The following is a 9,374-nucleotide window of genomic DNA, read 5'->3' on the forward strand; positions in this document are numbered from 1 at the left end:
GGCAACCTCACCAGCCAGGTCCGCTCCATCGCCGAGGTCACCACCGCCGTCGCCAAGGGCGACCTCTCCCAGAAGATCACCGTCGACGCCCGCGGCGAGATCCTCGAACTCAAGAACACCGTCAACACCATGGTCGACCAGCTCTCGTCCTTCGCCGACGAGGTCACCCGCGTCGCCCGCGAAGTGGGTACCGAGGGCCAGCTCGGCGGCCAGGCCGACGTCAAGGGTGTGTCGGGCACCTGGCGCGACCTCACCGACTCGGTGAACTTCATGGCGGGCAACCTCACCAGCCAGGTCCGCAACATCTCCCAGGTCGCCACGGCGGTCGCCAAGGGCGACCTGTCGCAGAAGATCACCGTCGAGGCCAAGGGCGAGGTCGCCGCGCTCGCCCAGACCATCAACACCATGGTCGACACGCTGAGCGCGTTCGCCGACGAGGTCACCCGCGTCGCCCGCGAGGTCGGCACCGAGGGACGGCTGGGCGGCCAGGCCGACGTCAAGGGCGTCTCCGGCACCTGGAAGGCGCTGACCGAGTCGGTGAACGTCATGGCCGACAACCTCACCGACCAGGTGCGCAGCATCGCCGAGGTGACCACGGCGGTCGCCAAGGGCGACCTGTCGCAGAAGATCCGCGTCGACGCCCGCGGCGAGATCCTGGAGCTGAAGGAGACCATCAACACGATGGTCGACCAGCTCTCGTCGTTCGCCGACGAGGTCACCCGCGTCGCCCGCGAGGTCGGCACCGAGGGACGGCTGGGCGGCCAGGCCACCGTACGCGGCGTGTCGGGCACCTGGAAGGACCTGACCGACTCCGTCAACGTGATGGCGTCCAACCTCACCATCCAGGTCCGCTCGATCGCCCAGGTGGCCACCGCCGTCGCCAGGGGCGACCTGTCGCAGAAGATCACCGTCGAGGCCGAGGGCGAGGTCGCCGCGCTCGCCCAGACCATCAACACCATGGTCGACACGCTCAGCGCGTTCGCCGACGAGGTCACCCGCGTCGCCCGCGAGGTCGGCACCGAGGGCCAGCTCGGCGGCCAGGCCCGGGTGCCCAACGTGGCGGGCACCTGGAAGGACCTCACCGACAACGTCAACTCGATGGCCGACAACCTGACCAACCAGGTCCGGTCGATCGCCCAGGTCACCACGGCAGTCGCCCGGGGCGACCTGACGAGGAAGATCGACGTTGTCGCCCGCGGCGAGATCCTGGAGCTGAAGACGACCATCAACACGATGGTCGACCAGCTCTCCTCGTTCGCCGCCGAGGTCACCCGCGTCGCCCGCGAGGTCAGCACCGAGGGCAGGCTCGGCGGCCAGGCCGAGGTCGAGGGCGTGTCCGGCACCTGGAAGCGGCTGACCGAGAGCGTCAACGAGCTGGCCAGCAACCTCACCCGGCAGGTGCGCGCGATCGCCGAGGTGACCAGCGCCGTGACCTCCGGCGACCTCACCCGCTCCATCGACGTGGACGCGGAGGGCGAGCTCGCCGACCTCAAGGACAACGTCAACTCCATGGTTGAGTCGCTGCGCGCGTCGACCCGGGCCAACCGGGAGCAGGACTGGCTCAAGACCAACCTGGCCCGCATCTCCGGGCTCATGCAGGGCCACCGCGACCTGTCCGCGGTCGCCGAGCTGGTCATGAACGAGCTGGCCCCCCTGGTCAGCGCGCAGCACGGCACGTTCCTGCTGGCCGAGGAGACCACCGGGGGCGCGGAGCTGCGCGTGGTCGGCTGCTACGGCCACCGGGAGACCTCCCGCCGCTACGCGTTCGGCGAGTCGCTGGTCGGCCAGGCCGCGCAGGACAGGCGGACGATCCTGGTCGAGGACATCCCGCCGGGTTACCTGACCGTGTCCTCCAGCCTCGGCGCGGCCGACCCGGTGAACCTCGTCGTGCTGCCGATCGTGGTCGAGGACCAGGTGCTCGGCGTGATCGAGCTGGCCAGCCTCGGCCGCTTCTCCGGCGTGCACCTCGACTTCCTCGAGCAGCTCGTCGAGATCATCGGCGTCAACGTCAACACGATCGTGGCCAACGCCCGCACCGACGCGCTGCTGGCCGAGTCGCAGCGGCTGGCCACCGAGCTCCAGGTGCGGCAGGAGGAGCTGCAGCGCTCGAACGCCGAGCTTGAGGAGAAGGCGGAACTGCTGGCCCAGCAGAACCGCGACATCGAGACCAAGAACAGCGAGATCGAGCAGGCCCGCCAGGAGCTGGAGGACCGGGCCCAGCAGCTCGCGCTGGCGTCCAAGTACAAGAGCGAGTTCCTCGCCAACATGAGCCACGAGCTGCGCACCCCGCTCAACTCGCTGCTCATCCTGGCGCAGCTCCTCTCCCAGAATCCCACCCGCAACCTCACGCCCAAGCAGGTGGAGTACGCCAACGTCATCCACTCGGCCGGCACCGACCTGTTGCAGCTCATCAACGACATCCTCGACCTGTCCAAGATCGAGGCCGGCAAGATGGACATCACGCCGGAGCCCGTCAGCCTGCGCCAGCTGCTCGACTACGTGGACGCCAACTTCCGCCCGCTGACCACCCAGAAGGGGCTGCGGTTCGGGGTGACGGTGGCCTCCGACGTGCCGGCCCAGCTGCTGACCGACGAGCAGCGGCTGCGGCAGGTGCTGCGCAACCTGCTGTCGAACGCGGTCAAGTTCACCGAGGCGGGCTCGGTCGAGCTGCGCATCGAACGGGCGGCCGACGTGGACCTACCGGACGCCGCCGGCCAGGAGATCCTGGCCTTCCACGTGGTGGACACCGGCATCGGCATCGCCGCGGAGAACCTCTCGCAGATCTTCGACGCCTTCCAGCAGGCCGACGGCACCACCAGCCGCAAGTACGGCGGCACCGGCCTCGGCCTGTCGATCAGCCGGGAGATCGCGACCCTGCTCGGCGGCGAGATCCGCGCGACCAGCACGCCGGGCGAGGGCAGCACGTTCACGCTCTACCTTCCGCTGGCTCACTTCGACGGCGTGGAGAGGGACGAACCCGAGACGCGGGTGGAGGAGCCGCCGCTGATCTTCCCGCACCCGGCGCCCGCGGCGGCGCAGACCTCGGGCGGCAGGGACGACCGCAGGGCGGAGCGCCGCCTGCTGGTCGTCGAGGCCAAGCCCGGCGGCCTGCTGTCCATGCTGGCCCAGAGCGTCGCGGCCGACCTGCACGACACCCACGGGCCGGTCCACGTGTCGACCGCGAGCGACGCCCACTCCGCGCTGTCGATGCTGCGGCAGGAGAGCGTCCACTGCGTGGTGCTCGACCTCGGCATGCCGCACGACGCCGCGGCCGACTTCCTCAAGGGGCTCGACTCCGATCCGGCGCTGCGGGCGCTGCCGGTGCTCGCGCACCACTCGCGCAAGCTGTCGCGCCCGCAGGAGGATCTGCTGCAGGTGCGCTCCCGCAACCAGCCGCTGGAGCGCCTGCCCAGCCTCGACGAGCTGCGCGAGCGGATCACCCTGCACCTGTCCGCCGAGGAGCCCGGCAACGTCCTGCCGCTCGTGCAGCCGGCGTCGGAGGAGGGGGCGCAGGAGCTCGGGAAGGTCGACAGCGCGCTCGTGGGCCGCAAGGTGCTGGTCGTGGACGACGACGTGCGCAACGTCTTCGCGCTCACCACGATCCTCGAACTGCACGGCATGCAGGTGCTGTACGCGGAGGACGGCCGCAAGGGCATCGACGTGCTGATGCGCAACGACGACGTGGATCTGGTGCTGATGGACATCATGATGCCGGAGATGGACGGCTACGCCGCCACCGCCGCCATCCGGTCCATGCCGCGCTTCGCCCAGCTGCCGATCATCGCGGTCACCGCCAAGGCCATGCACGGCGACAGGGAGAAGACGCTGTCGTCGGGCGCGAGCGACTACGTCACCAAGCCGGTGGACGCCGAGGAGCTCATCGTCTGCATGCAGCGCTGGCTGGACCTGCCCGGCAACGGCGACAGGTAGGCACAGTCCCTCAGGGCTGACGGGTCGGGGCCGGGCCAGAGGCGGGGGCGGTGCGACGGCCCCGGGCCCGCGCCGCCCGGCGCAGGTCCTCGAGCACCGCCCGGGCCGCCCGCCGTCCGGAGACCAGCGCGCCCTGGTGGGAGCCGGTGTCCCGGTGGTCGCCGCACACGTAGCGCCGGGCGCCCAGCCCGACCGCTTCCAGACGCACCGGGCGGCGCAACGGCATCGGCGGCGGCATGGCGGGCAGGGCCGCCTCGACCGCGTAGGTGGCGACGTGCTCCCACGACGAGGTGTCGCCATAGATCTCGGTGAGCCGGGCCCGCACCCGGGGCTCGTCCCGGTCCGTGTGGACGCCGAGCACCGAGGTGGCGATCAGGGCGCGGCCGTCGGCGGAGTACTCGGGGGCCGCGTCGGTGATCACGATCGTGTCGGTGATCACTCCCTTCGCGTCCACGACCAGCGTGGGCTCGCCGAGGGGCGAGGCCGGGGCGGCGTGGTAGAAGGTCGTGACCGGCCGCATCGCGGGCACCGGCAGGCCGGGCACCAGCCGCCCGGCCGTGGGCGGATCCACCGCCACCACCACGGCCGCACCCGCGACCTCGCCTCCGTCCGCGAGGGCGACGCCTTCGGGAGTCAGCGCGCTGACCGGCGTCTCCAGCGAGATCGCGCCCTCCGGCAGGCGGGCGGCGAGCTGGGCGGGGATCCGCTCCATGCCGAGGGCCGGCACGCCGATCCTGCCGCGGGCGAACGACCGCCACAGAAGGTGGAAGATCCGGCTGGAGGTCTCCAGCTCCCGTTCGAGCACGACTCCCGCCAGAAGGGGGCGGAACAGGTTCTCGACGATCTCGGGGGACGCGCCCCAGCGCCGCAGCTCGGCCAGGGTGGTGCGCTCGGCGCCACCGCGCCGCCGTACGAGGGAGTCGGGGAGCAGCAGGTCGCGGGCGGTCACCGCGGCGAGCACCGCCTTGTCGAACGGCGTGCCCACATGGGCGAGCAGACCGCTGAGCGCGTGCCGAGGGTGCCGCCAGGGCAGCTCGACCCGCTCGCGCCGGCCGTCCCGGAAGATCATCGCTCCGTTGGTGAACCGCCGTAGGTCCAGCGCGCCGATGTCGAGGACCCGGGCGGGTTCCGGGTAGCTGGTGTTGAAGATCTGGTAGCCCCGGTCGAGCCGGAAGCCGTTCACCCGGTCGGTGCGGATCCGGCCGCCCACTCCGTCGGACGCCTCCAGGACGCGGACCGGCACCCCCTCCTGGCGCAGGTGCCAGGCGCAGGCCAGGCCGGCGAGCCCCGCGCCGACGACGATCACCGTGGCAGGCTGTGGCATGAGCGGATCTCCTCCCTGACCGGCCGCGCCGGACGGCTCCCTTCAAGGACTTCGAACCGGAACGGCGGGGCGGATGCAGCGGCTCGGCGGGAGCGTGGAAGCCGACGGTGAGAGATCAGATCTGTGATCGTTCACAGAGCGGCACGGCACGCGGGTCTGAAAGTTTCAATGATCGACACCCGGTGTCGGCGTGCAGGTGACACGCCCGCACCGGCTCCTAGCAGCCATAGATCGGCGGGCCGGACGCGTCGGATGATTGCGTTCACATTGATGAACCGAGGCTGATTGACCACATCACCGGTTTCGCGTTGTGATGACGCACCCCGGCGCTTCCCGTCGCACCGTACCCGCCGGGGCCCGGTCCGACCCCGGAGGTCCCGCCTGGGAGAACCCCCTAGCACGCACGCGCTTCCGGCTGAATGCCGCGCCCCTGTCGGCACCCCCTCATGGAGTTCCAGATGACCACACGACGAAGACCCGCTCTGGTCGCCGCCGTGGCCTCTGCCGCCGCGCTCGCGGGGGCCGGGGTCCTGCCCGCCCTGCCCGCCTCTGCGGCGGCGGGCTGCCGGGTGGACTACCAGGTGACCAACCAGTGGCAGGGCGGGTTCGGAGCCGCCGTCACGATCACCAATCTCGGTGACGCCGTCAACGGCTGGACGCTCACCTGGTCGTACACCGCCGGCCAGACCGTCACGCAGGCGTGGAACGCCACGGTCACCCAGAGCGGCGCGCAGGTCAGCGCCAAGGACGCCGGTTACAACGCCTCGATCCCCACCGGCGGCACGGCGTCGTTCGGCTTCAACGGCTCGTGGAACGACTCGTCCAACCCCGTGCCCGCGAGCTTCGCGCTCAACGGCACCGCCTGCACCGGCGGGGTCACGAGCAGTCCCACTGCGAGTCCCAGCGCGAGCCCGACCCGGTCGCCCTCCGTGAGCCCCACGCCCAGCCCCCTCCGCGAGCCCCACACCCAGCCCCTCCGGCGAGTGCCCACCGAGCATCCCCGCGGGCGCGCGGCAGATGGAGGATCTCGACCGCGGCCTGATCAGCGTGCGGTCCGGCAGCGGCAACCTGGTCTCCTGGCGCCTCCTCGGCACCGAGAGCATCGGCACCGGATTCAACATCTACCGGGGTTCGACGAGACTGAACTCCTCACCGATCACCGGCTCCACGAACTACTTCGACTCGGGGGCCGCAGCCGACGCCACGTACACCGTGCGGGCCGTGGTGAACGGCGCCGAGCAGGCGGCGTCGGAGACGTCGCTGCGCTTCACCGGCGGCGACCACCTCGACGTGCCCATCCAGCCGCCGTCCGGCGGCACCACACCCGACGGAGTGGCCTACACCTACAGCGCCAACGACGCGAGCGTGGGCGACCTCGACGGCGACGGGCAGTACGAGTTCGTGCTGAAATGGGACCCGTCCAACTCCAAGGACAACTCCCAGTCCGGCTACACGGGCGATGTCTTCGTCGACGCGTACAGGCTGAACGGCACCCGCATGTGGCGGATCGACCTCGGCCGCAACATCCGCGCGGGCGCGCACTACACGCAGTTCCAGGTGTACGACTACGACGGCGACGGCAGGGCCGAGGTGGCGATGAAGACCGCCGACGGCACCAAGGACGGCACCGGGAAGACCATCGGCAACGCGAGCGCCGACTACCGCAACTCCTCCGGCTACGTCCTGTCCGGCCCCGAATACCTGACCATGTTCAACGGCCAGACCGGCGCGGCCATGTCCACGGTCAACTACGACCCGCCGCGTGGGACGGTCTCTTCCTGGGGCGACTCGTACGGCAACCGGGTGGACCGCTTCCTCGCCGCCACCGCCTACCTCGACGGCCAGCGACCCAGCCTGATCATGTCGCGCGGCTACTACACCCGTACGGTCATCGCGGCGTGGGACTTCCGCAACGGCTCCCTGGTCGAGCGGTGGAAGTTCGACTCCAACTCCGCCGGCAGCCAGTACGCCGGCCAGGGCAACCACAACCTCGCCGTCGCCGACGTGGACGCCGACGGCAAGGACGAGATCGTCTTCGGCGCGATGGCGATCAACGACAACGGCTCCGCGCTGTGGAACACCGGCAACGGGCACGGCGACGCGCTGCACGTCGGCGACCTCGACCCGTCGCGCGCCGGGCTCGAGGTGTTCAAGGTGGACGAGGACACCAGCAAGCCCGCGGCGTGGATGGCCGACGCCCGCACCGGCTCGATCATCTGGAGCAACGCCTCCTGCGGCTGCGACAACGGGCGCGGCGTCTCCGACGACGTCTGGGCAGGCAGCCCGGGCGCCGAGTCGTGGTCGTCCGCCGTCAGCGGCGTCTTCAACACCAAGGGGCAGAACGTCGGGCGCAAGCCGGGCTCGGCGAACTTCCTCGCGTGGTGGGACGCCGACCCGGTCCGCGAACTGCTCGACGGCACCCACATCGACAAGTACGGCACCGGCTCCGACACGAGGCTGCTGACGGCGAGCGGCGTGCATTCCAACAACGGCACCAAGTCCACCCCGTCCCTGTCCGCCGACCTGTTCGGCGACTGGCGCGAGGAGGTCGTCTGGCCGACGAGTGACAACACCGCCCTGCGGATCTACAGCACGACCACGGCGGCGAGCCGGCAGATCCACACGCTGATGCACGACCCGACATACCGGGTGGCGGTCGCCTGGCAGAACACCGCCTACAACCAGCCACCCCACACAGGCTTCTTCCTGGGGGACGGCATGGCGACGCCCGCCAGGCCGAACATCTACCTGAGGTGATCCCCCCGGCGGCGGCCGCGGACATACCTGGCGAGGTCCGCGGCCGCCGCCGCGCACGGGGCCTCCGGCTGCGTCCCGCCGACTGGGCGTCGAGGTCTCCGGGTCTCCAGGTCCCCGGTCGCCGCGTGACCTGCGCCTTTGTGGGTAGGGCAGTCACAGCGGAGGGCCGAGGGGGTGGCAGGATGCGATCGTCGATAAGTCTCGGCCGCGTGGGCGGGGTCCCGGTCGGGCTCAACATCAGCGTCCTCGTGATCGTCGTGATCCTGGTGATCGGGCTGGCCTTCGGGCGCTTCCCCATCGCCTTCCCCGGCCTGCCGACGGCGGCGTACGTGCTGGCCGCGGTGGTGTCGGCCCTGCTCTTCCTGGCCTCGCTGCTCGCGCACGAACTTGCTCACGCGATCGTCGCCAAGCGGCACGGGCTGGAGGTCAACGGCATCACGCTCTGGCTGCTCGGCGGGGTGGCGGAACTGCGCGGGGAGCCGCGCTCCCCCGGCGCCGATCTCAAGATCGCCGGAGTGGGGCCGCTGACCAGCGTCGTGCTCGGCGGCGTCTTCGCCCTCGCGTCCTGGGGGATCGCGGTCATCGGCGCGCCGCCCCTGGTCAGCGGGATGTTCACCTACCTGGCCGCGGTGAACGTGCTGCTGGCCGTGTTCAACCTGGTGCCCGCCGCGCCGCTGGACGGCGGCCGGGTGCTGCGCGCCTTCCTGTGGGCCCGCTGGCACGACCGCCTGCGGGCCGCCGTGGCCGCCGCCCGGGCCGCCGCGTCTTCGGCTACGTCCTGATCGCGATCGGTTTCCTCAACCTCGTCTCCGGCCTCGGACTCCAGGGGTTCTGGCTGGCCCTGATCGGCCTGTTCCTGGTGAACGCGGCCACCGCGGAGGAGCAGCAGACGCAGATCGACGCCGCCCTGCACGGGATCACGGTGGGTGAGGTGATGTCGCGCGACCCGGTCGTCGCCCATCCCGACGAGACCGTGGCCGGGCTGGTCGACCGGCTCGTGCTGCGCCACCACCTGTCCACCTATCCGCTGCTGGACGACGACGGCCGGTTCGTGGGACTGGTGACGCTGGGCCGCGTCCGGCGCGTGCCCCCCGAGGACCGCCCGATCACCAGGCTGCGGGACATCGCCTGCCCGCCGTCGGACGTGCCCGCGGCGCGCCCCGGCGACCAGCTCACGGAGTTGCTCCAGCGGATGAGCGGCGGCGCGGACGGCCGAGCCGTAGTGCTCGACGACGACGGCCACCTCGTCGGCCTGGTCACCCCCACCGACATCAGCCGGACCATCCAGACGGTGGACCTGCGGGCGCGCGAGCCGTACCGGACGCCGCGCGGCGCCGACCTCGCCCCGCCCCCTCCCGGAGAC

Annotated in this window: 6 protein-coding genes and 1 pseudogene; 5 read left to right on the forward strand and 2 right to left on the reverse strand. The window is 71.2% G+C overall.

Annotated features, from left to right (window positions below; translation table 11 throughout):
* Nucleotides 1-3,930, forward strand: a 3,930-nt coding sequence (locus B1L11_RS42885) for a HAMP domain-containing protein (protein ID WP_079320893.1), incomplete at its 5' end; no start/stop codon positions are given.
* 10 nt (nucleotides 3,931-3,940) lie between these two features.
* On the opposite strand, the gene B1L11_RS42890 is transcribed toward B1L11_RS42885, so the two are convergent.
* A complete protein-coding gene (locus B1L11_RS42890; protein ID WP_079320894.1) occupies nucleotides 3,941-5,254 on the reverse strand; it encodes an FAD-dependent oxidoreductase in 1,314 nt (437 codons plus the stop codon).
* A 458-nt stretch (nucleotides 5,255-5,712) separates the two neighbouring features.
* Here B1L11_RS42890 and B1L11_RS47675 point away from each other — a divergent pair.
* Nucleotides 5,713-6,060: pseudogene (locus B1L11_RS47675) on the forward strand (cellulose binding domain-containing protein); the annotation flags it as partial.
* Here B1L11_RS47675 and B1L11_RS53425 read toward each other — a convergent pair.
* Nucleotides 6,009-6,245, reverse strand: a complete 237-nt coding sequence (locus B1L11_RS53425) for a hypothetical protein (protein WP_256863397.1) — start codon at nucleotides 6,243-6,245, stop codon at nucleotides 6,009-6,011. The pseudogene B1L11_RS47675 and the gene B1L11_RS53425 sit on opposite strands and share 52 nt — an antisense overlap.
* A gap of 26 nt (nucleotides 6,246-6,271) precedes the next feature.
* Here B1L11_RS53425 and B1L11_RS42895 point away from each other — a divergent pair, with 26 nt between their 5' ends.
* The 3 genes from B1L11_RS42895 to B1L11_RS53435 all read left to right on the forward strand — a co-directional run.
* Nucleotides 6,272-8,011: a rhamnogalacturonan lyase gene (locus B1L11_RS42895; protein WP_179155586.1), complete on the forward strand. Its 1,740-nt coding sequence runs from the start codon at nucleotides 6,272-6,274 to the stop codon at nucleotides 8,009-8,011.
* Between the two features lie 209 nt (nucleotides 8,012-8,220).
* Nucleotides 8,221-8,793, forward strand: coding sequence for a site-2 protease family protein (locus tag B1L11_RS53430; RefSeq protein WP_256863398.1), 573 nt, complete (start codon nucleotides 8,221-8,223; stop codon nucleotides 8,791-8,793).
* Nucleotides 8,718-9,374: CBS domain-containing protein (locus B1L11_RS53435; RefSeq protein ID WP_256863399.1), on the forward strand; the 657-nt coding region annotated here is incomplete at its 3' end. The genes B1L11_RS53430 and B1L11_RS53435, both read left to right, overlap by 76 nt.

The sequence above is a fragment of the Microbispora sp. GKU 823 genome (genome assembly GCF_002027145.1).
GTDB lineage: Bacteria > Actinomycetota > Actinomycetes > Streptosporangiales > Streptosporangiaceae > Microbispora > Microbispora siamensis.

Excerpts from the sequence above, each read along its gene's own strand:
- B1L11_RS42890 (WP_079320894.1), bottom strand. The coding sequence starts at position 5,254 with ATGCCACAGCCTGCCACGGTGATCGTCGTCGGCGCGGGGCTCGCCGGC.
- B1L11_RS42895 (WP_179155586.1), top strand. The coding sequence starts at position 6,272 with ATGGAGGATCTCGACCGCGGCCTGATCAGCGTGCGGTCCGGCAGCGGC.